This is a genomic window from Bifidobacterium merycicum DSM 6492 (assembly GCF_900129045.1).
Classification (GTDB): domain Bacteria; phylum Actinomycetota; class Actinomycetes; order Actinomycetales; family Bifidobacteriaceae; genus Bifidobacterium; species Bifidobacterium merycicum.
Genome location: NZ_FQTX01000007.1, coordinates 38755 through 64589, shown reverse-complemented (window position 1 = coordinate 64589; position 25835 = coordinate 38755). Strand labels below are relative to the sequence as shown.

General features: G+C 60.4%; 23 protein-coding genes and 1 tRNA gene. 14 read left to right on the top strand and 10 right to left on the bottom strand.

The genetic code is table 11. The annotated features are described in order from the left end of the window. Positions 1–86 precede the first annotated feature (86 nt). Positions 87–479 (top strand): chorismate mutase, encoded by a 393-nt coding sequence (locus BUB29_RS08895; protein WP_033523414.1) that lies wholly within the window; start codon positions 87–89, stop codon positions 477–479. A 98-nt stretch (positions 480–577) separates the two neighbouring features. Here BUB29_RS08895 and valS read toward each other — a convergent pair whose 3' ends face one another. The 4 genes from valS to BUB29_RS08875 all read right to left on the bottom strand — a co-directional run bounded on the left by valS (position 578) and on the right by BUB29_RS08875 (position 6513). Continuing rightward, a complete protein-coding gene (gene valS / locus BUB29_RS08890) occupies positions 578–3361 on the bottom strand; it encodes a valine--tRNA ligase (protein ID WP_033523477.1) in 2784 nt (927 codons plus the stop codon). 67 nt (positions 3362–3428) lie between these two features. Continuing rightward, positions 3429–4979: an ABC transporter substrate-binding protein gene (locus tag BUB29_RS08885; protein WP_051915150.1), complete on the bottom strand. Its 1551-nt coding sequence runs from the start codon at positions 4977–4979 to the stop codon at positions 3429–3431. A 74-nt stretch (positions 4980–5053) separates the two neighbouring features. After that, positions 5054–5677: an endonuclease III gene (gene nth / locus BUB29_RS08880; RefSeq protein WP_033523416.1), complete on the bottom strand. Its 624-nt coding sequence runs from the start codon at positions 5675–5677 to the stop codon at positions 5054–5056. 86 nt (positions 5678–5763) lie between these two features. Then, positions 5764–6513, bottom strand: a complete 750-nt coding sequence (locus tag BUB29_RS08875) for a winged helix-turn-helix transcriptional regulator (protein WP_073117632.1) — start codon at positions 6511–6513, stop codon at positions 5764–5766. Between the two features lie 174 nt (positions 6514–6687). On the opposite strand from BUB29_RS08875, the gene BUB29_RS08870 reads away from it, so the two are divergent. Next, positions 6688–7434, top strand: coding sequence for a hypothetical protein (locus BUB29_RS08870; RefSeq protein ID WP_033523420.1), 747 nt, complete (start codon positions 6688–6690; stop codon positions 7432–7434). Between the two features lie 139 nt (positions 7435–7573). Here BUB29_RS08870 and BUB29_RS08865 read toward each other — a convergent pair whose 3' ends face one another. The 3 genes from BUB29_RS08865 to BUB29_RS08855 all read right to left on the bottom strand — a co-directional run bounded on the left by BUB29_RS08865 (position 7574) and on the right by BUB29_RS08855 (position 11276). Beyond that, entirely contained in the window at positions 7574–8140 is a 567-nt protein-coding gene (locus BUB29_RS08865) for a manganese efflux pump MntP (protein ID WP_033523422.1), read from the bottom strand. A gap of 277 nt (positions 8141–8417) precedes the next feature. Beyond that, positions 8418–8912: an inorganic diphosphatase gene (locus BUB29_RS08860; protein ID WP_003825472.1), complete on the bottom strand. Its 495-nt coding sequence runs from the start codon at positions 8910–8912 to the stop codon at positions 8418–8420. Positions 8913–9065: 153 nt separating this feature from the next. Further along, entirely contained in the window at positions 9066–11276 is a 2211-nt protein-coding gene (locus BUB29_RS08855; RefSeq protein WP_033523424.1) for an alpha-1,4-glucan--maltose-1-phosphate maltosyltransferase, read from the bottom strand. 302 nt (positions 11277–11578) lie between these two features. On the opposite strand from BUB29_RS08855, the gene BUB29_RS08850 reads away from it, so the two are divergent. Continuing rightward, positions 11579–13510 (top strand): hypothetical protein, encoded by a 1932-nt coding sequence (locus tag BUB29_RS08850; protein WP_033523426.1) that lies wholly within the window; start codon positions 11579–11581, stop codon positions 13508–13510. 119 nt (positions 13511–13629) lie between these two features. Here the strand turns inward: BUB29_RS08850 and BUB29_RS08845 are convergent. Next, positions 13630–13706 (bottom strand) — tRNA-Met (locus tag BUB29_RS08845). A 117-nt stretch (positions 13707–13823) separates the two neighbouring features. Between BUB29_RS08845 and BUB29_RS08840 the strand changes: the two genes are divergently transcribed. From BUB29_RS08840 to nucS, 10 genes are all read left to right on the top strand, one after another. Continuing rightward, positions 13824–14861, top strand: coding sequence for a homoserine O-succinyltransferase (locus tag BUB29_RS08840; protein WP_033523428.1), 1038 nt, complete (start codon positions 13824–13826; stop codon positions 14859–14861). Positions 14862–15368: 507 nt separating this feature from the next. Further along, positions 15369–16172: a F0F1 ATP synthase subunit A gene (gene atpB, locus BUB29_RS08835; protein WP_033523430.1), complete on the top strand. Its 804-nt coding sequence runs from the start codon at positions 15369–15371 to the stop codon at positions 16170–16172. Positions 16173–16232: 60 nt separating this feature from the next. Next, the gene (gene atpE / locus BUB29_RS08830; protein ID WP_033523432.1) at positions 16233–16463 is read left to right on the top strand and encodes an ATP synthase F0 subunit C; all 231 of its coding nucleotides are present in this window, start codon (positions 16233–16235) and stop codon (positions 16461–16463) included. 46 nt (positions 16464–16509) lie between these two features. Further along, on the top strand, positions 16510–17034 hold the full coding sequence (locus BUB29_RS08825; protein WP_033523434.1) for a F0F1 ATP synthase subunit B: 525 nt from the start codon (positions 16510–16512) through the stop codon (positions 17032–17034). Positions 17035–17064: 30 nt separating this feature from the next. Then, on the top strand, positions 17065–17892 hold the full coding sequence (locus tag BUB29_RS08820; RefSeq protein WP_033523436.1) for a F0F1 ATP synthase subunit delta: 828 nt from the start codon (positions 17065–17067) through the stop codon (positions 17890–17892). Between the two features lie 53 nt (positions 17893–17945). Then, positions 17946–19574, top strand: a complete 1629-nt coding sequence (gene atpA, locus BUB29_RS08815; RefSeq protein WP_033523438.1) for a F0F1 ATP synthase subunit alpha — start codon at positions 17946–17948, stop codon at positions 19572–19574. A gap of 3 nt (positions 19575–19577) precedes the next feature. Then, a complete protein-coding gene (locus tag BUB29_RS08810) occupies positions 19578–20489 on the top strand; it encodes a F0F1 ATP synthase subunit gamma (protein ID WP_033523440.1) in 912 nt (303 codons plus the stop codon). Positions 20490–20497: 8 nt separating this feature from the next. Further along, entirely contained in the window at positions 20498–21973 is a 1476-nt protein-coding gene (gene atpD, locus BUB29_RS08805; RefSeq protein WP_033523442.1) for a F0F1 ATP synthase subunit beta, read from the top strand. Continuing rightward, positions 21970–22266, top strand: a complete 297-nt coding sequence (locus BUB29_RS08800) for a F0F1 ATP synthase subunit epsilon (protein WP_107315186.1) — start codon at positions 21970–21972, stop codon at positions 22264–22266. Before atpD ends, BUB29_RS08800 begins: the two co-directional genes overlap by 4 nt. A gap of 156 nt (positions 22267–22422) precedes the next feature. Next, entirely contained in the window at positions 22423–23127 is a 705-nt protein-coding gene (gene nucS, locus BUB29_RS08795; protein ID WP_033523446.1) for an endonuclease NucS, read from the top strand. A 110-nt stretch (positions 23128–23237) separates the two neighbouring features. Here the strand turns inward: nucS and BUB29_RS08790 are convergent, their stop codons facing one another. Further along, positions 23238–24455: a sensor histidine kinase gene (locus BUB29_RS08790; RefSeq protein WP_033523448.1), complete on the bottom strand. Its 1218-nt coding sequence runs from the start codon at positions 24453–24455 to the stop codon at positions 23238–23240. A gap of 62 nt (positions 24456–24517) precedes the next feature. After that, a complete protein-coding gene (locus BUB29_RS08785; RefSeq protein ID WP_033523449.1) occupies positions 24518–25174 on the bottom strand; it encodes a response regulator transcription factor in 657 nt (218 codons plus the stop codon). Between the two features lie 205 nt (positions 25175–25379). Here BUB29_RS08785 and BUB29_RS08780 point away from each other — a divergent pair, with 205 nt between their 5' ends. Beyond that, entirely contained in the window at positions 25380–25772 is a 393-nt protein-coding gene (locus tag BUB29_RS08780) for a hypothetical protein (protein WP_045920738.1), read from the top strand. The last annotated feature ends 63 nt before the right edge of the window (positions 25773–25835 follow it).

The following is a 25835-nucleotide window of genomic DNA, read 5'->3' as shown; positions in this document are numbered from 1 at the left end:
TGCCATACCGGAACCCGCTTCGCATATGTGTGACGTCACCGGTTTCGGCGCACGCTGTGGCCATTCGGTGGGGTAGTCTTGCACATATGAGTGATTCCGAACATAGCGACTGGCAGAAGACCACCATCGATTCGGCACAGGCCGAACAGCATCCGGAAACCGCCCGGGCCGTGGCGAAAATCAAGGCATTGCGCCAATCCATCGACAATATCGATTCCGCGATCGTCTCGCTGCTCGCGGAACGCTTCAAGGCCACTTCGCAGGTCGGCGTGCTGAAGGCGAACGCCGGATTCGCTCCGGAAGACACCAAGCGTGAGGATTATCAGATCGAACGTCTGCACCGCATCGCCGTCGATGCGGGCTTGGATCTGCAAATCGCGGAGATGTACCGCGAGTTCGTGGTCACCGAGGCCAAAAAACGCCATCAGCGCATCGCCGAAGCCGGGGGAGACCCGGGCGTACTCGACGTGTTCGCGTGACCGTCAGGCCGCCATACAGCGTTTTTTGAGGTTATATATGATGAAGCTCCTCATTCCGTTGGAATGAGGAGCTCCATCTAATTTTCAGCGCAGGTTACTCACTTGTTCTTAGGCTTTTTGGCCGGCGGCTCGCCGAGTTCGGATTCCTCGACGATGACTTCGGCCGCAGCCTCGGTTTCCGTCTTGGCCTTGTTCACGGCTTCCTTGGCGGCGTCGGCGGTGGCCTTCGCGGCTTTCACCGCGGCGACCGCGCCGGCGAAGCTGATCTTGCCGACCACGCGTCCGGCTTCGGCGATGTCGCCCAGCGCGTTCTGGATGGATTCGCGCACGTCGTCCGCCACACCCAGGGTCACGGAGAGGATCGGGGTCTTCATGGAGACCTTCGCCTTGGACTTGATGCCACGCAGTGCGGCCAGAGCCTCACCGGCGTGGTTCAGCAGTTCCGGAGCGACCTTGAACGCCGCGGCTTCGTACACGTCCGGGGTCGGCCATGCGGCGTGGTGCACGGAGCCTTCACCGGCGTGCATCCAGCTCCACACCTCTTCGGTGGCGTACGGCAGGAACGGTGCGAGCAGGCGGGCGAAGGCGTCGAGGCCCAGGCCCAGAGCCGTGCGTGCGGACTTGACCGCGGCTTCGCTCGGCACGTTGCCGGTGGCATCGGCGGTGCCGTAGGCGCGGTTCTTCACCAGTTCGATGTAATCGTCGCAGAACTGCCAGAAGTAGTTCTCGATGGCTTCCAGCGCCTTGGAATGCTCGTAGGCTTCCAGCGCTGCGGTGGCTTCACGCACCACCAGAGCCATCTTCGCCATCGCGGCGCGGTCCAGCGGTTCGGTCACGTCGGCCGGGTTCCAGGTCGCGGTCGCGGATTCGGCCACGTGATGGTTCTCGTCCTCACGGCCGATGGCCAGTGCGAACTTGGTGGCGTTGAGCAGCTTGATGGCCAGTCGACGGCCGATCTTCATCTGGCCTTCGTCGTAGGTGGCGTCCAGGCCGAGGCGTGCGGCTGCGGCCCAGTAGCGCACGGCGTCGGCGCCGAACTGCTTGATCGGCTTGTCGGGCACCACGACGTTGCCCTTGGACTTCGACATCTTCTTGTGGTCCGGGTCGAGGATCCAGCCGGACAGGGTCGCGTTGGCCCACGGCAGGCACTTGTTCTCAAGATGCGCGCGGTCCACGGTGGAGAACAGCCAGGTGCGGATGATGTCTTGGCCCTGCGGGCGCAGGTCCATCGGGAAGGTGGCGTTGAAGATTGCCTGGTTCTCTTCGCCAGGTTCCTCCCAGCGGGTTACGATCTGCGGGGTGAGGGAGGAGGTGGCCCAAGTGTCCATGATGTCGGGCTCGGCGGTGAAGCCGCCGGGCACGTCACGCTGGTCTTCGGTGTAGCCTTCCGGCACGTCGTCGGTCGGGTCGATCGGCAGGATGTCTTCGCTCGGGGTGATCGGGTGATCGTAATCCGGGGTGCCGTCTTCCTTCACCGGGTACCACAACGGGAACGGGACGCCGAAGAAGCGCTGGCGGGAGATCAGCCAGTCGCCGTTCAGGCCATGCACCCAGTTCTCGTAGCGCACGCGCATGAAGTCGGGGTGGAAGTTGAGTTCCTTGCCGCGTTCGATGAGTTCGGCGTTCAGCTTTTCGTCGGTGCCGCCGTTCTTCAGGTACCACTGGCGGGAGGTGACGATTTCCAGCGGCTTGTCGCCCTTCTCGTAGAAGTTCGTCATACGCTTGGTCGGCGTCGGTTCGCCGTCCAGATCGCCGGATTCGCGCAGGTGGTCGACGATGATCTTGCGTGCGGAGAAGGTGGTCTTGCCTTCCGTCTCCTCGAAGATCTTGCGGCCTTCCTCGTCTTCGATCCAATCCGGCACGTCCATGACGATACGTCCGTTGCGCTGGATGATGGAACGCAGCGGCAGGTTCAGGTCGCGCCACCATTCGACGTCGGTGACGTCACCGAACGTACAGCACATGGCGATGCCCGCGCCCTTGTCCATTTCCGCGGCCTTGTGCGCGAGGATCGGGACCTTGACGTGGAACAGCGGCGAGTACACGTACTGGCCGAAGTACTGCTTGTAACGTTCGTCGTCCGGGTGCGCGATCAGTGCGCCGCAGGCGGCCAGCAGTTCGGGGCGGGTGGTTTCGATGTAGATCGGGGTGCCGTCTTCGAAGCGGAAGGCGACCTTGTGGTAGAAGCCCGGGTATTCGCGGGATTCCAGTTCGGCCTGGGCCACTGCGGTCTGGAAGGTCACGTCCCACAGGCCGGGGGCGTCCTTCTGGTAGGCCTCGCCGCGGGCCAGATTGCGCAGGAACGCCTTCTGTGCCACGCGCTGCGGGTGCTTGCCGATGGTGTGGTAGGTCTGGGTCCAGTCGATGGACAGGCCCAGGGAACGCCACAGGGCTTCGAACTGCTTCTCGTCCTGGGCGGTGAGCTTTTCGCACAGCTCGATGAAGTTCTTACGGGAGATCGGAACCTGATCCTTGGCGTCGATCTTCTTGCCGTCGGTGCCTTCGAACGGCGGCTTGAAATCGGGATCGTACTTCAGGGAGGTGTCCACGCGCACGCCGTAGTAGTTCTGTACGCGGCGTTCGGTCGGCAGGCCGTTGTCATCCCAGCCCATCGGGTAGAACACGTCGTAGCCCTGCATGCGCTTGAAACGTGCGATGACGTCGGTGTGCGTGTAGGAGAACACGTGGCCCACGTGCAGGTGGCCCGAAACGGTGGGCGGCGGGGTGTCGATGGAGTACACGGCCTTGCGGTCGCGGGTGTTGTTGAATTTGTAGGTGCCGTTCTTGTCCCAGACGGCACGCCACTTGTCTTCCAGACCGTCCACGCCGACCTTGTCGGGCAGCGGGGTCAGATTTGCGTCGATGGATTTGGCTTCAGTCATACGCGCCAGTTTAAGGCTTTTGCATGACAAGAAAGCGCCATTTTCCGCCCTAGCGGGGTGGAGGCGATCATTGCTTGGCGATGTTGGCGAGGGGCAGGTGTTCGTCGATCATCTGCGCCGAGTATCCGGCGAACTGCGTGGAGGCGACGAGGGCGGTCTTGCGGGCGTACAGCCAGTCGCTGGCCGCGGTGCCGCTGACGGTGCGCGCGTACGTCTTCAACCCGTCCTCATACGCCTGTTGGGTGGTCGCCCGCACGGCCTGCGTGTATTGCGCCTGCGCGTCCGCATTCGTGTAATGCGATGCGCCGTTCGGATCGGCGAAGCTTGCGGCGCCTTCGGCTCCGACGGTGGTGAGCAGCAGATGGAAGTTGCGTTTGCTGATGCTGTCCTGCACACCGTTCGCGCTGAGCGCGGACACTTCGACCGAAACCCCTTGTTCCTGCAGTTGCTGCGCAATCTGGTTCGCCAACGGTTCGTAAGTCTCGTCGGTCACCAGTTTCAGCGTGCCGACATAGCTTGATGTGAAGTAGCTGAGAAGCTGACGACCCCTGTCCGCATTGTGGGCGATGAGGCCGGTGAGATCCTCGTAACCGGGTTCGAGCGGTCCGATCGGGCCTCCGAGCACCTGCGCCACGTCGGAACGGTCCTTCGTCAGCGCGGTCTTGTCGACCATCATGCGCAGTGCCGTACGCGCCTGCACGTCGGAGAAGATGGAGTCGGCGTCGTTGTTGTACAGCAGAACGACCTTGGTTTCGCTGATGCCGGTGGCGATGCGGAAGTTCTGATCGTTGGTGAGGTTTGCCGTGGAAGCGGGGTCGGCTGGCAGCGCGAGGTCGATGCCGCCCGCCTGCGTGGCCTTCATCAGGGCTTGGTCGCTGGCGTAGTTCTCGAAGGTGACGGTGCTTGTCTTGGCTTTGGACCCTTCGGTTGCGTTAAGGACGACTCGTTTGCCGGGTTCGAAGTTTTTGACCGTGTAGGGGCCGGAACCCATGGTCTGCTTCGCGTAGTCGATGTCCGCGGCGCTGTCGTAGACGATGCCGAGACGGCCGGCGAGCGTGCGCGGTAGCGTGGCGTCCGGGTGCTTCAGCGAGATGACCACGGTTGTGGCGTTCGGATTGGTCACGGAGTCGAGCGCCGCCAGTTTGGTGTCCGCGCCGGGCCATTTGTTCGCGACCGCCTGCTGCAGCGACCATACGACGTTGGATGCGTCGACGGTGTGGCCGTTGGCGAATCGTATGCCGTTGCGCAGGGTGAAGGTGAGCGTGAGGCCGTCGTCGGATGTGGTCCATGCCGAGGCGAGCCCGGCGGTGATTTTGTTGTCCTTGTCACGGTCAAGCAGTGTGCGGTAGACGTTGCCGATGAGCACGCGGTTGAGCGAATCGCTGTCGGTGGTGCGGATGTCAAGCGTCTGGGGTGTATCGGTGACGCCTACGGTGAGGCTGCCTCCCGTCGCGTCCGTGCCGTTGCCGAGCGGGCTGCGATGCGTGAGTGTCGGCACGGCCACGAATACGATCAGGGCGAGCACCGCGGAGATGCCGAGGAAGATGAGCCAGCGGATCAGCTGGTTGCTGGTGCGGGCGCGGCTCGATTGCTCATGGTTCTGCGGCATGTTCGACATATGTTCCAGTGTATCGGTGCGGGTAACGTATCGGTGCGATGGTTGGCCATGCCGGAGCGTTCATGCCGGGGCGTTCACTGTGCCGACGGGCAGGAATCGGCGAGTGGGCAGAGGTCGCAATCGGGTTTGCGGGCGTGGCAGATGGCTCGTCCGTGCAGAATCAACCGGTGGCTCAGGTCGGTCCACTGGTCGGGTGGGAAGCAGGCCGTGATCTCCTGTTCGACGTGTGCGGGGTCGGGGTTCGCTTTCCGCCAGTCGCTGCGCCAGCGCAATCGGCCGGTGACCCTCATCACATGGGTGTCCACGGGGAATCCCGGAATGTGGAATGCGTTGCCCAGCACCACGTTCGCGGTTTTCCGCCCCACGCCGGGCAGTGAAGTCAGTTCGTCCATGGTGCTCGGCACGGTGCCGTCGAAGCGTTCGTCCAAAGCTTGGGCCAGGCCGAGCAGATGCCGGGTTTTCGAACGGTGGAATCCGAGCGGATGGATGATGCGTTCCACATTGTCCGGATCGGCCGCCGCCAGATCACGGCAGGTCGGATAGGTGGCGAACAGTTCCGGGGTGACGGTGTTGACGCGCTTATCGGTTGTCTGGGCGCTCAGCACCGTGGCGATGAGCAATTGCAGGGGTGTCTCGAAATGCAACGCGCATTTGGGGTCCGGATAGGTTTCGCACAGCACGTCGTATTGCGCGTGCATGCGTGCCACGCGGGCCTTGCGGGATTCCCGCCCGCCGGGTCGTACGGCGGGTTGTGCGACCCGCGAACGCAACGATTCACTGCCTGTCATTCGCCGGAATGAAGGGACGTCGACTTCGCCGTGGATTCCTCGCTCTCCTCGTCCGGCGGGTCGAAACGGTAACCCACATTGCGCACGGTGCCGATGAGATGCTCGTATTCGCCTCCGAGCTTGGCGCGCAAACGTCGAATATGCACGTCGACGGTACGGGTGCCGCCGTAATAGTCGTATCCCCACACCTCCTGCAACAACTGGGCGCGGGTGAACACCCGCCCGGGGTGCTGCACGAGGTATTTGAGCAGTTCGAACTCCTTGTACGCCAAATCGATCGGATGGCCGTGCAGGGAAGCGGTATAGCCGTTCGTGTCCACAATCAGATCGCCGGAACGAATCTGCCCGTCGACCGCGGAAGTTCCGCCATCGGTGGCGGGAAGCATGGTCGCCGGCGCATTGCCGTGTTCGGAAACGAGCCTCAAACGGCCTTCCACCTCGGCCGGAGAAGCGGTGGACACCACCACGTCCGCAATGCCCCATTGCGAGTTGACCACGGTGAATCCGCCTTCGGTGAGCACCAGCACGATGGGTGTGGAAAGGCCGGAAGCATGGATGAGATTGCACAACGTTTTGGCCGTGGCCAGATCGTCGCGCGCATCAAGGAAAAGAATCGTGCTTTCAGGCATCTTCACCAGGCTGGCGGCATCCATCGGAAGAACACGAATGCGATGGGAGAGCAACGCGAGTGAAGGCAGCACGGAAGCGGGGTTGCTGGCGGACGTCATAAGCGTCAGATCAGTCACGTCAAACCCCCTGTTTCGGTTTGCTTGTCGATTTGTGGATATTTTACGCGCACATCGTGGACACGCGCGACGCACGCTGCATACCAGAATGCACCCCTTTTGTTTAGAACATGTAAGGCGTGTGGGGGGATTGAGTAGGATAAGGGGAGTGCCGAACGAGAATCTGGAGTTGACATGAACGAAAGCGTGGAGAAAAGAAGCGCCGGGTGCGCACGGATGTTGGGTGTGCAGGCTGCGGCGTATGTGGTGTTCATTGTGGTGGCGCTGTTGCTATCCGCTGTACGAGGATCGATGTCGACGACGGTGGTGTACGGCCTTGCGGCCATCGCGCTGGTGGTGCTGGTGGTATTCCACGTATGCTGGCCGTTCCGCGCGGGTGTCGCCGATCGCATCATCGGCATGGTGACGGGTCTGCTGTCGCTGGTGTTCGCCGCCACCACGCTTGGCGAGAAGCTGGTTCCCACGAATGAGAAGATCCTGAACGACGATCTCATGCGTAATACGTATCCGATGATGTGCTGGGCGGCGGCGGTCGCAGGCCTGCTCGTCCTGTTGACTGTGGTGTCGTTCGGTCGCCAGATGCTGCGCGAGGAGCGTTCGCATCTCATTCGTGCGCTGTCGCATTGCGTGACCGGCGGCGCCGCATCGATTTCGTTGGCGGGATGGGCATTCCTCCCGTACGTCGTGGTCACCGGCCAGTTCGTCGAAGGTGAAGCGAGCACCGGGAAATTCGTCGCACTGATCGTCGCGATGATCGTGGTGGCGTTGCTGCTCGCCTACGCGTCCGTATTCTGGATGAAGGAGCTTGATCCCGCCGAGGACGCGCGTGAACCGTGGGTCGGTGTGGCCATGCTGCCGGTGATGTTGTTCGGCCTAGTGGTGTTCGCCGCCGCGCTGCTGGTTCAGATCGTCGGCTGTTGATCTGCGGATACAGGCGGCTTAAGCGACTACAAGATAGAGACATAAAAGCCCTGCGGTTCGGTTGTGAACCGCAGGGCTTTCGTTTATCAGGCGTTTATCGGGTCGTCTACCGGTATGTGTTCGTACCGGTCTCGCATTCTCAGAAGCCGATGATGCTCAGATGCTCCAGCAGCACCTTCACGCCGATGAGCATCAGCACGAAACCGCCGATGATCTGCGCGGGCTTCTGCCAATGCGAGCCGAACAGCCTGCCGATGCACAGTCCGGCGACCGCGAACAGGCCGGTCGTCACGCCGATGATGGCCGCAGACAGCCAGATGTTGAGATTCATGAACGCGAAACTCACACCGACGGCGAACGCGTCGATACTGCACGCGAACGCGATCGGCAGCATGTGATGCCAGTCGAATTCCGGCGTCTCCTTGGCGTTCTCCTCATCCTCCTCGAACGCTTCGCGCACCATACTGCCGCCGATCAGCATGAGCAGGAAGAAAATGATCCAATGATCCACCGCCGTCACGTATCGGCTGAACGTGGAAGTCGCGAAATAGCCGAGTATGGGGAACAACGCCTGGAAACCGCCGAACCACAAGGCGCTTTTCAGTGCGTCCATCACGCGGAGCCGTTTGACGGTCAATCCCTTGCCGATGGAGACGGCGAACGCGTCCATGGAAACGGAAATTGCGATAAGAAATGTCTGCAACATGGGTTTGAACAAAGGTTCATCCCGCCGGTCTCCCCACGGGATGGGCCTCGACGGGGTGAACCGCCTACGCCTAGGGGTACCGACATAGAACTGCCTCACCTGCGGCGGGCTTTGAATTCAGCGAATACTGTTCGCATGTCGTCAATTACAAGGGCACATGATACGCAGAAACCGCCCTCGAAACAAGGGCGGTTTCCCATTATGCGATGTCGTTATGCGATGTCGCGGTTCGCCGGTTTCCCGCCATCATGCGGGAATCATCGGTTGATCCGGTCGGTCACTTCTCGCTTTCGGCGAGACGCTTGCGAGCGGCGACGATCTCCTCCTCGGCCTTGGCGGCACCGGTCCAGTAATCGCCGGGCAGCACTTCCTTGCCCGGTTCCAGGGCCTTGTACTGCTCGAAGAAGTGCTTGATTTCAGCCTTGTGGTACTCGGACACATCCTCGACATCCTTGATGTCGTCGAAACGCACGTCGGCGGGCACGCACAGGACCTTATCGTCTCCACCGGCTTCGTCCACCATGTGGTACAGGCCGACGGCGCGGCACTCGACCACGCAGCCCGGGAACACGGAGTTCGGGATCATGACCAGCGCGTCCAGCGGATCGCCGTCCTCGCCCAGGGTGCCGTCGATGTAGCCGTAATCGTCCGGGTAGCCCATGGAGGTGAACAGGGTGCGGTCCAGGAACACGCGGCCCGTCTCGTGGTCGACTTCGTACTTGTTCTTGGAGCCGCGCGGGATCTCCACCACGACGTTGAAGGTTTCTGCCATTTCGTTTCTCCTTGAGATGGGGCAGGTTGTATTTCCGATACCCACAATACCTCTTTCCGCCGAAGTACGGCAGGCACGTCATGGGTAAGGCGACGGGTGCCCGAATCGATGGTTCCGGTTCGGGCACCCGTCGTATCGCTGACTATGTTGGAACTAGCGGACGATGTGGAACACGTGCGCGACGTCGGCCCACGGGGCGAGCGAGACGAAGTTGTCCCAGCTCCACGCGAAATCACGGCCCGTAAGCTCTTCACGCATATGCGCGCCCCACTGCGGATCGATATCGAAATCAGGCATCTCCAGATGCACTTCCGACTGATGCGCGTTATGACCGTCAAGATTCACCACCACGACCAGCGTTTCGGCCTTGCCGGTGCTCGTCAGCTCGGCGGGCGTGTGGCGGGCGAACGCGAGGATGTTCGGATCGGACGACGGCAGGATGCTCACATTGTGGTAGCTGAACACGTCGGCATACTCGCGGCGGATCCTGTTCAGGCTGGTCAGCAGCTCGGCGATGCCGTACTTGTCGGCATCCTCCCAGTCGCGCACCTTGACCTCGTACTTCTCGTTGTCGATCTGCTCCTCGAAACCGGGGCGCTGCTTGTTCTCCACGAGTTCGAAACCGTTGTAGATGCCCCAGCTCGGGCTACCCATGGCGGCCAGCACCGCGCGGACGGCATGGCCCGCCACGCCGTTGTCGCGCACATAGTCGGTGAGGATGTCGGGCGTGGTCGGCCAGAAGGTGTTGTGCTGGTAGTAACCGTTGTCGCCGTTGGTCTCCAGCAGGTACTTTTCGAGCTCCTCCTTGGTGTTACGCCACGGGAAGTAGCAGTGAGACTGGGTGAAGCCCGCATAGCTCAGCGCGCGCATCATGCCGGGGCGGGTGAACGCTTCAGCGAGGAACAGCACTTCGGGGTGCTTCTTCGTGACCGCGGCGATCACATCCTGCCAGAAACGCACCGGCTTGGTGTGCGGGTTATCGACGCGGAAGAAGGTCACGCCGGCGGCGATCCACAGGTTCATAATGCGTTCGACTTCCTTTTCGATGCCGGCCATGTCGGCGTTGAAGTCGATCGGGTAGATGTCCTGATACTTCTTCGGCGGGTTCTCGGCGAACGCGATGGTGCCGTCAGGCTTGGTGCGGAACCAGTTCGGATGCTGCTTGACCCACGGGTGGTCGGGGGAGCACTGCAGGGCGAAGTCGAGCGCGACCTCCAAGCCGAGCTCATGCGCACGGGCGCAGAACGCCTTGAAATCATCCATGGTTCCCAGCAGCGGATCCACGGTGTCATGACCGCCCAGCGCCGAACCGATGCCGAACGGGGAGCCCGGATCGTCGGGACCGGCCACCAAAGCATTGTTGCGGCCCTTGCGGTTCGTCACGCCAATCGGGAAGATCGGCGGTAGATAGACGATATCGAAGCCTTCCGCCTTCGCACGTTCCAGACCGGACAGCGCGGTGACCAGCGTGCCCTGCTTGATCTTGCCGGTCTCCGTATCGAAGGTCGCGCCTTCGGAACGCGGGAAGAACTGGTACCAGGCGGCGAAGCTGGACTTCGGACGTTCCACCTTGAAACGCTGCGGGGCGCTCGGCGACAGGCCGTCGCGCAGCGGATTCGTCGCATGCAGTTCACTGATCGCATCGTCGGTGGCGGCGGCGAGACGCTCCTCGGGGGAGAGGGTGGTGTCCGCCATGGTCGCGGCCGCGGCCTCCAACGTCTTGCGCTGGCGGGCGTTGAGCTTGGAATCATCGGCGAGCGCCCAGCGTGCGAGCAGCCGGGAGCCGGAGATCAGCGCGTTCTCCACATCATCGTTCACTTCCACCTTGATGGTGGCGTCATGCAGCCAGGAAGCGTAGGTGTCCTCCCAACCTTCCACGGTGACAGTCCACTCGCCGAGCTGACGCTTCACCTTGGGGAAGCCGTCCTCCCACGGCTTGACGTCGCTGCGCTCGCCGCACTTCAACGTCACGGTCCAACGGTCCAGACCAGGGTTCACGCATGTCATCGGCAGGCGCAGCATTTCCTTGCCGCGCGGATTGCGCACCACGGCGGTCGCGCCGACCTTGGTGCGTCCTTCGATGAACACCTGCGCGGTGACTTCGAACGCCTCGCCGAGCTCCACGCGCGCCGGGAAGACGCCATGCTCCTCGTTCGGGGTGATGTCCATCACGTTGACGCGGCCGAACTGGCCGGGTTCGGTGACGGGAATGACGGGAGCCGGGGCTTCGCCTTGAATTATGGGCGTGGCCTTGGCGGTGCGCCTGGTCCTCCTCGCTGTGGTGCGCTCCGCCGCACCGGTTGTCGGTTTCGCGGATGACTCCGCGTTCTTCCCTGCTGTATTATCGGTCGTCTTCGTCGACATGCAGCCTTCTCCTTGCTACTCATAATGGTTTCGTTCCTATTGTATGTGCGGGACAGCGAAGAATGTGGACGAGTTTGGGGATATTACCCCCGTCGTTGTGGACAACTTCACGTGACATGTGCCGTGAGCGGCGAAATGTGCATAACCGGCGCTTGGATTTATCCACAACACGCCCGGCGAAGGGGGTTCCGACCACAGGGGGAGGAAAACGTGGAATGTCTGTGCGGCATCTGGCAGTCTCGGTGGTAGCCCCCGGCATCGCGGCCGGCAGGGCGACACCATATGTATATAGGAGGAAGAATATGGCCACAAAACCATGGCGCTACCTTTCCATGTTGGCGGCGATCGTCATCGCGTTCGTGATGATGATGGCAAGCTCGGCGAGCGCGTTCGCGGCGACGTTGAATGAGCCGCCGCCCGGCACGAATCTGTGGTATCGCGTCGACGGCAGGAATCTGTTAATCGGCGCAATCAAACAGTTGCCTGATGGCAGGCTCGCCTACTGCATGAAGGCGGGCGCGGATTCCAGCAGCGACTATTCGGCTGAACGGCCGGTGGGGGATAACGAGAACATACGTCGCATCGCTTGGCTTGCGAACCGCTATCAGAACAGTCGTGATGCGAAAACGCATGCCGCCATCGGCGTGCTGGTGCATAGGTATATGGAACTCGACGTGCAGGCGTGGGCTCGCCATTGGGCGGTTATTTCCGCGCAATACCCGGATTTGGGGGCGATTGCGGATCGTTTGTGGAGCGAGGCCGGTGTGAACCTGCCGGTCGGCTTGCAGGTTTCCAGCCAGATGGTGGAGGGCAAGCGTTCCGGCTGGGTGGATGTGCTGGTGAGAAGCAATGGCAAGGCGCTCGCGGGTGTTCCCTATACCGTCAGTCTGAGCGGTCCGGCCCGGTTCGATGATGGCGGACAAACGGTGAGCGGTGTTTCGGGGAATACCGCGATTCGTCACGCATGGCATGCCACCGGTGCCGGTGAGGTGAAGGTGGATACGCGTTATGAGGTACCGAGCGTATTGCAGTTGGTGAGTAATCAGGATTACGCATGCTATGGCAGCCAAAGCGAAGTGTCGGGCGACGGCATCACGTTCAAGGTGCGCAAGGATTTCACGCCCGGTGTGACCACGGTCGCTTCGAGGAAGATCGTGGATGCCGGTGAGACGGTGAGCGATGAGGTCACATCCACCGTGACCGGTGCCGATAGTCATTGGCCCGAAGGCTTGGGGTTGCAGGCCAAAGGATACTATTTCGATGCGATTCGCGCCAATGAGCTGGGCGATCCGCTGAAGCCGGGCGATGGGGAGAGCGTCGAGGCGTTCCTCGAACGCATCGCGAAGCGTGGGCACAAGCCTGCGGCGTATGGTTCCGCAGCGTTCACAGGGCCGGGGCAGAGGAAAACCGTCACTGCCGTGACGCAGCCGGGCGGCGATGAGCAGTACCGTACGCCGTCGCGTGGCGGTATCGGCACGTGGGTGTGGGCGTTCGACGCTTCCGAGCAAGCGGGGAAGGCGGGCGAATATGTCACGAAGGATGCTGTGAGCATGTTCCTTGAAGCCGAGGAGACGAACGTGAACCGTGCCAAAGTGGAAGTGGAGTCGACGATCACCGAGCACAGCCCGTCATTGGGTGCGCAGCTCAGCGACACCATCACCGTGACCGGATTCCCCGAGGATCATGGCGAGTTCAAGGGAGATGAGGAGTTCGGCATCGGCGCCGACGAGGAGTATGCGAAGGTGAGCGTGTGGTGGTCCGGTGACAGGGATGATCCGGGCAGCGATGACGAATACCGTCCGTCCGGTGCGGAAGTGCCGCAGGAGGATGAACATCACAAGCTGATCGGCACATGGGATGTGCCGGCCAGGAACGGGCGCATCCGGGTGGGTGCCGGTGCGTTGGACGCGCACGGTGATCCGGTGAACATCGTCGCCGAGGAGCACGGCTGGTATGCGTTCGTATGGACGTTCCCCGGCGATGATCGAGTCATGCCCGCCGCCAGCGCCTACGATGACCAGTGGGAGCAGGCGAGGGTGATCGAGGAACCCGAGGAAGAGAAGCCGGAGGAACCGGAGGAGCCGGTCGATGAGGAGGTCGAGCAACCCGGTGAGCCGGAGAAACCGCTTGCCTCGACGGGCAGTGATGTGGTCTTCGCCGTCGTCATGGCGCTGATGGCGCTCGCTTCGGGCATCCTGATCCTGGTCATGGCCCACCGGCGTGAATCACTGTAACGGGATCACGGTGATGACGACAGGGAAGATAAATAGGTAACGGCAATTACCGCCAAACATCCCACGGCAGCGTGAGAGTACGACAAAGGCCGGTAATCTTGCGATTCCCGGCCTTCCATTGGTAGCGGGGCATGGATTTGAACCATGGACCTCTGGGTTATGAGCCCAGCGAGCTACCGAGCTGCTCCACCCCGCGACGGCTTGTCTTTTTGACAGCTCTACCTATTATAAGCGGAGGGATGCGTATGTCAACTCTGCGCGTGTCGTGAATGTTTCCAAGCCGCTTGGCATGGTGCACTGCATAATGTAAACCATGCCTATCAAGATTCCCAGTGGCCTTCCGGCCAGAGCCATCCTCGATTCGGAGCGTATCTTCGCGTTGGAGAAGACCGAGGCGGAGCGGCAGCGCGTCCGCCCGCTGCGGCTGGTGATTTTGAATCTGATGCCGAAGAAGATCGAAACCGAGACGCAGCTGCTCAGGCTCATCTCGAAAAGCCCGCTGCAGGTCGAGATCGACTTCATGAAAACCTCCACCCACGAGGCGACGCACGTGTCCGCCGACCATCTGGTGAAGTTCTACGAAACGCTGGATGCGCTGAAGGACAACTATTACGACGGTTTCGTGGTGACGGGCGCCCCGGTGGAACACATGCCCTTCGAGCAGGTCGACTACTGGGAGGAATTCCAGCGGATCCTCGAGTGGGCGTCCACGCACGTGTTCTCCACCATGTACCTGTGCTGGGGTGCGATGGGTGCGCTGTACGAGCGGTACGGCGTGCACAAGGTCGACCTGCCGGAGAAGATCTTCGGCGTCTTCCCGCAGTGCCTGCAGGACGAGTACTGCTTCCTGACCAACGGCTTCGACGAGATCGCGTTGCAGCCGCATTCCCGTCTCGCCGGCGTGGATGAGCGCGATGTGCGCGCCAATCCCGATCTGCAGATTCTGACTTGGGGGCCGGAGTCCGGTCCGGGCCTGATCGCCACGCGCGATTTCTCCGAAGTGTTCGCGCTGGGCCACTGGGAGTATGGCAAGATGACGCTCGCCGAGGAGTACGAGCGTGACATGGCCAAGGGCATGACCAACGTGCCGTTCCCGAAGAACTATTTCCCGCATGACGATCCGAAGCTGGAACCGTTGTTCGCCTGGCGTGCGCACGCGAACCTGTTGTGGCGCAACTGGCTCAATTGGGTGTATCAGACCACGCCGTACGATCTGACCGAAGTGCCGGAGCTCAGGGCGCATAAGAAGCTCGGCACCGACCGTGCGATCCGGCATGAGCCGGCGGGCCCCCGCGCCGACGATTTCCGTCCGTTCGAACACGATGGATATGGCGTGATTCACGAGCGGTGATGTGCATCGTTTGACGTGTTGGCGGTGCCCGGAAGGTGATTCCGGGCACCGCCGACACGCATTTCGACCCATATGAATCCGCATTGTGATCATAAAAACGTCCATATTCCGGACTTAAAAGTTCTCTCTGTGGACACGTCCGGTCCATTTTCCGACACCGCATAACAGACGGAAAACGTTGTCATGTAGCGGATGTTAGTGCTAACGAAAAAGTCGGTTTTGTCAACATCAAGCGATTCGCCCAAATGTGAAACGCCGAACGAATCCATGCAAAATCACGGTTTATCGTCGTCTCCGTTGCGTTCGTCTACGAGATGGCGAATAATTTTCACCTAGCCATTCGAGATTGGATGCCGATCAGGCAGTTTGAATCCCCTCGATTTGTGCCCTGCCGACATGAGCCCGCGAGCCGAACCGAGATGCCCGAAGATGTTACCGACCGGTCACATTGGGTGGCCGTTTGGGGATAAACTGGCAACAGGCATGAAGAAGTAGGAGGCGCGAAGAATGCACGAGACGCTATTGTCCGGGCTCACACTTGCCGCGAACGGGCCGGAGATCCCCACCGTTGATGAATTCCTTCCCCCGGAGATCCTTTTCGCCGGTACCCCATTCGCCATCAACCGCATCATCCTGGTGCGCCTGGTCATGGTGGTCATCATGTTGGCCGTGCTCGGAGTGAGCGCCGCCAAGGCGAAACTCATCCCCAGCCGTTGGCAGGGGTTCATCGAGTGGGGCATCGAATACGTACGCGACAAGATCGTATACGAGGTGATGGGCGAGACGCGAGGAAAGCGTTACGTTCCCATGATCACCACGCTGTTCTTCACGATCCTGATGTTCAACATCTGCGGCATCATCCCCGGCATGAACATCGCCGCCACCGCGACGATCATGATGCCGCTGGCATTCGCGCTGTGGACCTTCGTGCAGTATTGGCGCACCGCCTGCCGTGAGCAGGGCTTCTTCACTTACCTGAAGAAGGAATGCATCCCTCAGGGCGTCCCGGCACCAGTGCTCATCATCGCCATCCCCATCCAGCTGCTTGACGTGGTCGTCATCCGCCCGGTCTCCCTGACGGTCCGACTCTTCGCCAACATGCTCGCCGGCCACATCATCGTGGCCCTGTGCTTCTCCGCAACGCAGTTCTTCCTGATCGAAGCCCACAACTGGATGGCCGCATTCGGCGCGGCAACCTTCGTGTTCGGCTTCATCATGACCCTATTCGAAGGCTTCGTGGCGTATCTGCAAGCGTTCATTTTCGCCACGCTTTCCACCGTGTACATCAACCTCAGCTACCCCGAGGACTGACGTACCGCAACAAAGATTTGTAATTCGTTACCACGAATTCAGTTAGAAAGGAATCAACCCATGGATATCATCACGCTCGCTGAGGTTTCCGGTAATCTGAGCGCCATCGGCTACGGCCTCGCCGCCATCGGCCCCGGCATCGGCGTCGGCATCGTGTTCGGCAAGGCCATTGAGTCCACCGCCCGCCAGCCTGAGCTCGGCGGTAAGATCCAGACCCTGATGTGGATCGGCTTCGGTCTGATCGAGTTCCTTGCCCTGCTGGGTATCGTCGCTGGCTTCATCTTCGCCTGATCCGAAGGAACCGGTAATACAACGAACGAAGTGAAAGGAGGCGGATATGGAGACATTGGCTGAAAGCGGAATCATGCTGTTCGTCCCGAAGGTGTACGACATCGTCTGGTCGGCCATCATTCTGGTCATCGTCGCCCTGTTCTTCTACAAGTTCTTCCTGCCTAAGTTCCAGGCCGTGTTCGATGAGCGTGCGGCAAAGATCGAGGGAGGCATCGCCAAGGCCGAGCAGGCCCAGAAGGATGCCGACGAGGCCAAGGCCAAGTACGAGGCTCAGCTGAGCAACGCCCGTGTCGAGGCTTCCAAGATCCGCGACGACGCACGCGCCGAGGCATCCCATATCGTTGCCGACGCCCGTTCCCGTGCGGAGGCCGACGCCAACCAGATCACCGCCAGCGCACAGCGTGCCATCGCATCGCAGCAGCAGCAGGCTCTGGTCTCGCTCAAGGGTGAGGTCGGCGCTCTGGCTACGGCTCTGGCAGGCAAGATCCTGGGCAGCGAGCTTCAGGACGAGAAGGTGCAGTCGTCCATGATCGATCAGCTGATCGACGGCATGGATTCGGACAAGCAGTGATATCAGGCAGAGAGAAAGGCAGGTGACATCATGCGAGGAGAGGCATCTCGTATAGCTGATCGCGAATCGCGTGATTTGCTGGCATCCAAGCTGCGTGATACCCGTGAGGATGCATGGCGCATCGGCAATGAGCTGTTCGTCATCACCTCGCTGCTCGACGGCAACATCCGTATCGAACGTGCGCTTACCGACGTGTCGCGACCCCTTGAGGACAAGGTTGCGGTCCTGAACACCCTGCTGGGCGATCAGGTGCATCCGATGACCATGGAGATCATGACCGAAGTCGTCAGGCGCCGTTGGAGCCGTGCCACCGATATCGCGAACGCGGTCGAGGATTTCGGCGTGGATGCGATGATGTACTACGCGGATGCCACCGACAGCACGCTGCAGGTGGCCATCGAGCTGGCGGAACTGCATTCCGCGCTGCTGAACGTTCCGGTGGTGCGTGCCAAGCTCTACGACGAGACCGTGTCGAGCGAAGCCCGCGTCAAGTTCTTCCATGAGCTGTTCGACGGCAAGGGCCTCAACAAGGTCACGATGCGTCTGGCCGAGCACGCCACGGAGAACCTGCGCAAGCGCCGTTACTTGGAAACCATTCAGTGGCTGATCAACAAGCTCTCCCGCCATATGGGCGAGTCCATGGTCATCGTGACCACGGCGACGCCACTGAGCCAGGCCCAGATCGACAGGCTTGTCGCGGTGTACTCCAAGAAGGTCGGACACGCGGTCCACATCGACTGCGTGGTCGATCCGTCGGTACTCGGCGGCATGCGTGTGCAGGTGGGCGACGAGGTCACGGACAACACCGTGGTGGCGCAGCTGGAGAACTTGCGGCGCAGCGTGAAGACCGTATCCTGAACGGTCGCCAGCGCTGAACAAATAGATTTTTACACAACAATAAAGGAGAGATCATGGCAGAACTTACCATTGATCCTGCCTCGGTGCGCAAGGCGTTGGACGATTTCGTCCAAGCGTACAAGCCGACCGACACCCCCACTCAGGAAGTGGGATATGTCGCGACGGCCGGTGACGGCATTGCGCACGTGACAGGTCTGCCTGGTTGCATGGCCAACGAGCTGCTGACCTTTGAGGACGGCACGCAGGGCCTGGCGTTCAACCTTGATGCTCGCGAAATCGGTGTGGTTATCCTCGGTGATTTCGCTGGTATCGAGGAAGGCCAGGAAGTGCGCCGTACCGGCGAAGTGCTCTCCGTGCCCGTCGGCGATGGCTACCTTGGTCGCGTCGTGGATCCGCTGGGTCGTCCTATCGACGGCATGGGTGAGATCAAGACCGAAGGCCGCCGTATCCTGGAAGCCCAGGCACCGGACGTCATGCACCGTCATCCGGTCGACGAGCCTATGTCCACCGGCCTGAAGGCCATCGACGCCATGACACCGATCGGCCGCGGTCAGCGTCAGCTCATCATCGGCGACCGCCAGACCGGCAAGACCGCTATCGCAATCGACACGATCATCAACCAGAAGGCCAACTGGGAATCCGGCGACCCGAAGAAGCAGGTCCGCTGCATTTACGTGGCCATCGGCCAGAAGGGCTCCACCATCGCCTCCGTGCGTCAGAGCCTCGAAGAGTCCGGAGCCATGGAGTACACCACCATCGTGGCGTCCCCGGCATCCGATTCCGCTGGCTTCAAGTACATCGCCCCCTACACCGGTTCCGCCATCGGACAGCACTGGATGTACCACGGCAAGCACGTCCTGATCGTCTTCGACGACCTGTCGAAGCAGGCCGAAGCCTACCGTTCGATCTCCCTGCTGCTCCGTCGCCCGCCGGGGCGTGAAGCGTACCCGGGCGACGTCTTCTACCTGCACTCCCGTCTGCTGGAGCGCTGCGCCAAGGTTTCCGATGACCTTGGCGGTGGCTCGATGACCGGTCTGCCGATCGTCGAGACCAAGGCGAACGACGTGTCCGCATACATTCCGACCAACGTGATCTCCATCACCGACGGTCAGATCTTCCTGCAGTCCGACCTGTTCAACGCCAACCAGCGTCCTGCCGTGGACGTCGGTATCTCCGTCTCCCGAGTCGGTGGCGCCGCACAGACCAAGGCACTGAAGAAGGTCTCCGGTACGCTGAAGATCTCCCTGGCCCAGTACCGTTCGCTGGAATCCTTCGCCATGTTCGCCTCCGATCTGGATGCGGCATCCAAGGCCCAGCTGAACCGTGGCGCGCACCTGACCGAGCTGCTCAAGCAGCCGCAGTTCTCGCCGTATTCGATGGAACAGGAAGTCGCTTCCGTGTGGGCCGGTACCCACGGCAAGATCGACGACCTGCCGTTGAACGACGTGCTGCCGTTCGAAAAGGGCATGCTGGACTACCTGGAGCACAACACCGATATCCTCAAGACCATCCGCGAAACGGGTGACTTCACCGCCGACACCGAGGCAGCCCTCGACAAGGCAGTGGATGAGTTCCGTGCCACCTTCGTCACCAGCGAAGGCAAGCCGCTGGTCGAGAAGAAGCCCGACACGGAGCACGCCGCCCCGATCGAGCAGGAAAAGATCGTCGCGGGAGAGAAGTGATCCATGGGCTCGCAACTCGCATTGAAATCTAGGATCGCCTCCACCAGCTCGTTGGAGAAGATCTTCAACGCGCAGGAGATGATCGCGTCTTCGCACATCGCCAAGGCGCGCGACGTCGCCTTGAACGCGAAGCCGTATAGCGATGCGATTTCCGACGCCGTGCAAGCTCTGGTACAGCACACCCATATCGATCATCCGATCGTGAAGAAAAGCGAGAACGGCACCCGTGTGGCCGTTCTCGCCCTCACCTCGGATCGTGGTATGGCAGGTCCCTACACCTCCTCGATCATCCGCGAAACGGAATCGCTGCTGGCCCGCCTCGATGAGCAGGGCAAGCAGACGGAACTGTACGTGTATGGTCGTCGTGGAGTGTCGTACTACAAGTATCGCAACCGCGATATCGCAGGTACTTGGGAAGGCAATACCGACAAGCCCGGCGTTGAAGTCGCCGAAGCGATCTCGAAGGCACTGGTCGACGCGTACATGAAGTCGGATGAGGACGGCGGGGTTTCCGAACTCTACATCGTCTTCACCGAGTTCATCAACATGGTCGTGCAGAAGGTGCGCGTGCTGCGCATGCTGCCTGTCGAAGTGATTGCGGACCAGCCCACCAAGATCAACACCGACCAGAACGCCGAAGCGAGCCCGCTGTACGCGTTCGAGCCGAGCGTGGACGAGGTGCTGGACGCCATCCTGCCGAAATACATTCAGTCGCGCATCCACGAATGCCTGCTCACCGCGGCCGCATCCGAAACGGCAAGCCGACAGAATGCCATGCACACGGCGACCGAGAACGCCCGCAGCCTGATCGACGATCTGACCCGCAAGCTCAACGCTTCGCGTCAGGCCTCGATTACCCAGGAACTTACCGAAATCATCGGCAGCGCCGACGCGCTGAATAAGAAGGAAGAGTAGGAACGCATATGGCTGAGAACCAGACTGCAGAAGCTACTGAGCCGATTGCCGGACGCGTTACGCGTATCCAGGGTTCGGTTATCGATGTTGAATTCCCGGTTGGCCATCTGCCCGACATCTACAACGCACTGACCGTTGAGCTGTCCGACATGGGCGCCAACGAGGAAGGCGAAAGCGGCAGCCACACGATTCCGCTGGAAGTCGAGCAGCACCTCGGCGATTCCACCGTGCGCGCCGTTGCACTGAAGCCGACCGATGGCCTCGTCCGCGGCGCCGCCGTGCTCGATACCGGCGGCCCGATCTCCGTGCCGGTCGGCGATGTGACCAAGGGCCACGTCTTCGACGTGTCCGGCAACATCCTGAACAAGAAGCCGGATGAGACCATCACCGTCACCGAGCGTTGGCCCATCCACCGCAACCCGCCCGCATTCGACCAGCTGGAGTCCAAGACCCAGATGTTCGAAACCGGTGTGAAGGTCATCGATCTGCTCACCCCGTACGTGCAGGGCGGCAAGATCGGTCTGTTCGGTGGTGCAGGCGTCGGCAAGACCGTGCTGATCCAGGAAATGATTCAGCGCGTGGCCCAGAACCACGGCGGTGTGTCCGTGTTCGCCGGCGTCGGCGAGCGTACCCGTGAGGGTAACGATCTGATCGGCGAAATGGACGAGGCCGGCGTGCTTGAGAAGACCGCACTGGTCTTCGGCCAGATGGATGAGCAGCCGGGTACCCGTCTGCGTGTCCCGCTGACCGCACTGACCATGGCCGAGTACTTCCGTGACGTGCAGAACCAGGACGTGCTGCTGTTCATCGACAACATCTTCCGCTTCACCCAGGCGGGTTCCGAGGTGTCGACCCTGCTGGGCCGTATGCCTTCCGCCGTGGGCTACCAGCCGAACCTTGCCGATGAGATGGGCGCCCTGCAGGAGCGCATCACCTCCACCCGAGGCCACTCCATCACCTCGCTGCAGGCCATCTACGTGCCGGCCGATGATTACACCGACCCGGCCCCGGCAACCACCTTCGCCCATCTCGACGCGACCACCGAGCTTTCCCGTGAAATCGCATCGAAGGGCATCTACCCGGCAGTGGACCCGCTGAGCTCCACCTCGCGAATCCTTGATCCGCGTTACGTGGGCCAGGCTCACTACGAGTGCGCCAACCGCGTCAAGGCGATTCTGCAGCGCAACAAGGAGCTGCAGGACATCATCGCCCTGATCGGTATCGACGAGCTGAGCGAAGAGGACAAGACCACCGTGAACCGTGCTCGTCGTATCGAGCAGTTCCTCGGCCAGAACTTCTACGTGGCCGAGAAGTTCACGGGTCGTCCGGGTTCCTACGTGCCGGCCGACGAGACCATCGAAGCCTTCACCCGCATCTGCGACGGCGTGTACGACAACGTGCCCGAGCAGGCCTTCTCCGGCATCGGCGGCATCGAGGATCTCGAGCGCAAGTGGCACGACATGCAGAAGGAATTTGGTGACTGATGAGCGAGAAAGCCACGATGCAGGTGAACATCGTCTCCGCCGCACACCCGGTGTGGAGCGGAGAGGCGTTGCAGGTCACCATTCCCGCTTCCGGCGGTCAGATGGGTATTCTGCCTAATCACGAGCCTGTGCTCACGCTGATTAAGCAGGGTAAGCTTGCCGTGGTTGAGAAGGACGGTACCCGCCACGTGATCGAAGTCGCGGACGGATTTATTTCCTTCGATTCGAACAAGCTCACCGTTGCGGTCGAGGACGCCGGCACGCTTAAGCGTGCGGAAGAAAACGCCGAATGACCGTATAGACGATATCGTCTGCTTTGGGCGGCGCTCCGAAAGGGGCGCCGCTTTTGTTATGCCTGCGGGCGTGCGGGGATGCGGCGATTGCGTGCGTCGGGCGTGCGTATGCGCACGTATACCGAAGATTGTGCCCATGCGCTAGGGTGGGCTCTTATGCGAATTCTGGTTGCCGATTGCTCCGCCGAATATTCGGGCCGTCTGAACGCCTCGCTGCCGCTCGCCAAGCGCGTGCTGCTGGTCAAGGCGGACAACAGCCTGCTGATCTTCTCCGAATTGGGATCGTACAAGCCGTTGAACTGGATGGCGGCCCCCTGCACGCTCAAGGACATCACCCCGCCGAACGCGGACGACGACGTGGATACGCCCACGCCGGAAAAGGTGCTTCGCGTGACCTCGGACAAGTCCTCCGACGTGCTCGAAGTCACCTTGCAGCACATCTACTCCGACGAGACCTACGATTTGGGCGAGGATCCGGGACTCATCAAGGACGGCGTCGAGGATCACCTGCAACGCTATCTGGCCGAACAGATCGAACGCATCGGTGAAGGCGCGAAACTTGTCCGCCGTGAATACCCGACCGCCATCGGTCCGGTGGACATCATGGCCATCGACGCGAACGGCGAACACGTCGCCATCGAAATCAAACGACATGGCGGCATCGACGGCGTGGAGCAGCTTACGCGCTATTGCGAGTTGCTGAACCGTGACCCGCTGCTCGCACCCGTGCATGGCATTTTCGCCGCGCAGACCATCACCCCGCAGGCCCGCGTGCTTGCCGAGGACCGTGGCTTCCGCTGCCTGATTCTCGACTACGAGGAGATGAAGGGCACGGAGGACGACTCGCTGCGCCTGTTCTAGCGTTTCCTCAAACTACCGATGGTGAGCACCCCATGAGCGACGGTAGTTTGGGCTTCTCTCAAACTACCGACGTTGGGGTGCGCTCAGTGTCGATAGTTTGAGGAAATGACTCAGTTCGTGCGCTGGCACGGAACCTCTGCGTGGAAGTTCCAATGGTTACTTGTGTCTTCGATGTCCCATTGCCCTTGCATCGACTCGATAGTCTGACGGTATCGTTCCAGCCCGGACCGCAGACCAACATCGGTATTAGGCTCCGGAACGTCGGAAAGTTCGATGACGAAAGCGGCATCGGTCCAACTAATCAGCATGGTGTAGCCGGCAGATGCCTGGGCATGCTTGGCGATGTTGCCGAACAGTTCGCGGACGAGACCGATGATAAGTGTTGCCGTCGCGTCACCCAGCTGTGTCGGTTCCGTACCGAAACGAATGACCTCGCCTGCGTAGCCGTTTGCCGCCAGATTGCTCTGGCAGGTGGCGATGAGCTTGTTAAGTTCGTCGAGTCTATCGATCCCGGTGGTTTCGGAGGCCTGCGCTGGCGCGGTGCTGCTGTGCCGCAGGGAGACGAGTTGGTTCTGGCGGTGGTCATACGTCTGTGTGCCGTCGTATTGCTTGACGGTTGTCTTGTCGCTTTCAAGTGTGCGAATAGCTTTTCGGGTATGCGTCAGTGCATCAAGAGCTAGGTTTTTAACGCTGTGCCACGCTTCCCGCTGCTCATCGTCGCATATTGCAAGCTGGTGATCGGCCATCATGGCGATGTCGCTCAGATCGTTCGTCGTATAGTCGTGCAGGCGTTGTGCGATTCCGGCGTTGGCAAGCAGTGTCTGCTCCCGCTGTAGTTGGCGTTGCCGTTCCCCGTTCCTGCGAATCAGCACGCTGATGCTTAAAGTCAGAGCGATAAGACAGGGGAACGAGAGCAGATTGTTGTCGATGGCGGGAAACGCAACTGTATACGGTGAGAAGAACACGGCCGCAAGCAATGCGATGCCAGCCAAAACCCCTTCTACAAGGCTTGTATAGCCGATACTTCCGGTGGCAAGCAGCGCCAGAATTAGCATGGGCGCGAACGCTGTACCTCCGATTAGGAAGTCGCCTATGGATACGACGATGACCGCATAGCTTCCATGCTGCGGTTTGTATGCGAACCATGTGGATGCGACTGTGGCGGCGAGCCCACAGCATAGGTAGCGCACCCATTCCGAGCCGTCAATCCCCCAATCAACGCCTATATTGGCGATTGCCGCAATGGCGAGCACGCATGTGCATGTGGTAAGTGCTGTGCGTGGCATGGCTTGCAGGAGCCGTCGGAGCGTAGAGGTATGTGCGGTCATTCGTCCTCTTCCTTGAGAGTGAAGTGCGCGTTATTGTTGGTATCGCAATCATTGCAATAGGTTCAGATGATATGCAGCTGTCGACTCTGTGCGATGACGTCATGCCAGTCGGAAATATGGAATTTCGTCTTGATATTACGTCGGTGCGAGAAAACGGTGTCGGTGGAAATGCCAAGACGGGTCGCGATCTGTTTGGCGTTCAGGCCTGAGGCGCTGAGCGTAAGGATGCGCTGCTCGGCATCAGTAAGTTTTGGCAAAGGCGTTTGTGCGCTGGATGATTCGTATTCGGACTCCATCGACTCTTGAGGAGCGGCTAATGCGTCGACGATTGCCTTGGGAAGATTGTCGGCAAGCGTCGTCTTGTCCAATATCGTCGTGATGCCGGCCTTCGATGCTTCCGCCTGGTACAGTTCCGGCTCATACGAGGTCATACCAATGATCGCAGTGGTCGGTGAGATGCGACGAATCGATTGCGCGACCTGCGGACCGGTGATGCCGTTCAAAGCCATGTCGAGCAGTAGAATATCCGTATGCCGCATGCCATGCTGGCATTCCTGCAGTGCGCGTGCTGGGAAGGTAGTGGTCCATGGATTCAGTGTCATGCCGTTTCTGTTGTTGAGCTGCTTGAGCATCAGCATGATGTAGTTCAATGCGCAGGCATCGTTGTCGAGCACACCGATGCGTATGCTGCGAATACCTATATCCCCCTTGAATGCCATGGTTGCAGTGTATCGCGTTGCCTGAGGTGTGTTGTCAAGTCGTTTCGCAGTACGGCAATTTCTGCAGCTATCTGCAGATAGCATATGCTTCCCATTACGATCTCCCTACATTGGAATCTGCAAGGCATTCGGCCTTGCGAATCATTGCAGAAGAAAGGTTTCAATGATGAAATCACTACGTATGAGCAGAATGATGAGATGCTGTATGGCTATTCTCGCTGCTGTTGCCTCTATGTGCTGTTTTGCGGCTCCCGCCATGGCTAACAATCATGGTGATACCGCATGGAGTGCGTACTTAAAAAATTGGGAGACCTCAGATACTCCGAATCGGCAGAAGCAGGATGCATCCTATGCGTATATCAAAGCTGACTCTGTTACAAAGAATCGCACGATTCGGGCTTGGGCACTAGGCTATTCAAATAACGATGTGAAATCGAGCACGGTGAACTTCACAACTGGCCAGTCAAGAAAAATTAGTCAGTATGCTTTTGAAAATAATGGATATAAGCCGTGCCAGATACATCTCAGGCTGCAGAATACGGCCAAATACAATGACGTGACTCAGGCCTGGGGCGTTTGGAGCCCGGATTCCGTCTGAAATCGATTGTTGGAGGTACATGATGTCTGTGCCTCCGACAATCGAATCGTTGGAGAAGGTTGT

Excerpts from the sequence above, each read along its gene's own strand:
- BUB29_RS08895 (WP_033523414.1), top strand. The coding sequence starts at position 87 with ATGAGTGATTCCGAACATAGCGACTGGCAGAAGACCACCATCGATTCG.
- valS (WP_033523477.1), bottom strand. The coding sequence starts at position 3,361 with ATGACTGAAGCCAAATCCATCGACGCAAATCTGACCCCGCTGCCCGAC.
- BUB29_RS08885 (WP_051915150.1), bottom strand. The coding sequence starts at position 4,979 with ATGTCGAACATGCCGCAGAACCATGAGCAATCGAGCCGCGCCCGCACC.
- nth (WP_033523416.1), bottom strand. The coding sequence starts at position 5,677 with ATGCACGCGCAATACGACGTGCTGTGCGAAACCTATCCGGACCCCAAA.
- BUB29_RS08870 (WP_033523420.1), top strand. The coding sequence starts at position 6,688 with ATGAACGAAAGCGTGGAGAAAAGAAGCGCCGGGTGCGCACGGATGTTG.
- BUB29_RS08865 (WP_033523422.1), bottom strand. The coding sequence starts at position 8,140 with ATGTTGCAGACATTTCTTATCGCAATTTCCGTTTCCATGGACGCGTTC.
- BUB29_RS08860 (WP_003825472.1), bottom strand. The coding sequence starts at position 8,912 with ATGGCAGAAACCTTCAACGTCGTGGTGGAGATCCCGCGCGGCTCCAAG.
- BUB29_RS08855 (WP_033523424.1), bottom strand. The coding sequence starts at position 11,276 with ATGTCGACGAAGACGACCGATAATACAGCAGGGAAGAACGCGGAGTCA.
- BUB29_RS08850 (WP_033523426.1), top strand. The coding sequence starts at position 11,579 with ATGGCCACAAAACCATGGCGCTACCTTTCCATGTTGGCGGCGATCGTC.
- BUB29_RS08840 (WP_033523428.1), top strand. The coding sequence starts at position 13,824 with ATGCCTATCAAGATTCCCAGTGGCCTTCCGGCCAGAGCCATCCTCGAT.
- atpB (WP_033523430.1), top strand. The coding sequence starts at position 15,369 with ATGCACGAGACGCTATTGTCCGGGCTCACACTTGCCGCGAACGGGCCG.
- atpE (WP_033523432.1), top strand. The coding sequence starts at position 16,233 with ATGGATATCATCACGCTCGCTGAGGTTTCCGGTAATCTGAGCGCCATC.
- BUB29_RS08825 (WP_033523434.1), top strand. The coding sequence starts at position 16,510 with ATGGAGACATTGGCTGAAAGCGGAATCATGCTGTTCGTCCCGAAGGTG.
- BUB29_RS08820 (WP_033523436.1), top strand. The coding sequence starts at position 17,065 with ATGCGAGGAGAGGCATCTCGTATAGCTGATCGCGAATCGCGTGATTTG.
- atpA (WP_033523438.1), top strand. The coding sequence starts at position 17,946 with ATGGCAGAACTTACCATTGATCCTGCCTCGGTGCGCAAGGCGTTGGAC.
- BUB29_RS08810 (WP_033523440.1), top strand. The coding sequence starts at position 19,578 with ATGGGCTCGCAACTCGCATTGAAATCTAGGATCGCCTCCACCAGCTCG.
- atpD (WP_033523442.1), top strand. The coding sequence starts at position 20,498 with ATGGCTGAGAACCAGACTGCAGAAGCTACTGAGCCGATTGCCGGACGC.
- nucS (WP_033523446.1), top strand. The coding sequence starts at position 22,423 with ATGCGAATTCTGGTTGCCGATTGCTCCGCCGAATATTCGGGCCGTCTG.
- BUB29_RS08790 (WP_033523448.1), bottom strand. The coding sequence starts at position 24,455 with ATGACCGCACATACCTCTACGCTCCGACGGCTCCTGCAAGCCATGCCA.
- BUB29_RS08785 (WP_033523449.1), bottom strand. The coding sequence starts at position 25,174 with ATGGCATTCAAGGGGGATATAGGTATTCGCAGCATACGCATCGGTGTG.
- BUB29_RS08780 (WP_045920738.1), top strand. The coding sequence starts at position 25,380 with ATGGCTATTCTCGCTGCTGTTGCCTCTATGTGCTGTTTTGCGGCTCCC.